Genomic DNA, 389 nt, shown 5'->3' with positions numbered 1-389 from the left:
GGGTGACACCCGGGAAGAACCGTCTTCCGTGTAATAGCGATCGTCCTGGCTGAGGTCTGCCTGAGCATTTTTATTTGAGAAGACGATTTTCGCCCATGCGTTGGCATCGTAATGCTCCCCTTTTTTCGCCTGGGAAAAGGTTAATACGCCGCCCCCAGGGGATTGAATCATCACCCCGGCATGGCTTGTTCCAGAAACCAAAAGAGAGAACACAAAACAACTCACATAACGATGCTTCATCATCCACTGACCTTGAATGAGCAAAAAAGGAGGGAGGAAGATACCACTCTTATGATGCGCTTACACGATTGCCCGGAGATGAATCGCAACATGTTCATGAAGGCAGCTATCATCGTAATGACTCCTTTTTTGTTTTCCACCTTCGGACG

General features: G+C 48.3%; 1 pseudogene. It reads right to left on the bottom strand.

Features of this window, described 5'->3' with window-relative positions:
• A pseudogene (locus WH277_RS01365) lies at positions 1-243 on the bottom strand (hypothetical protein); the annotation flags it as partial.
• Between the last annotated feature and the right edge of the window lie 146 nt (positions 244-389).

Origin of the sequence: Erwinia sp. MYb416 (assembly GCF_037479575.1) — a bacterium.
GTDB classification, from domain to species: Bacteria; Pseudomonadota; Gammaproteobacteria; order Enterobacterales; family Enterobacteriaceae; genus Erwinia; species Erwinia rhapontici.
Note: the sequence above shows the minus strand (reverse complement) of the source record. Positions and strands in the feature narration are given on the sequence as shown.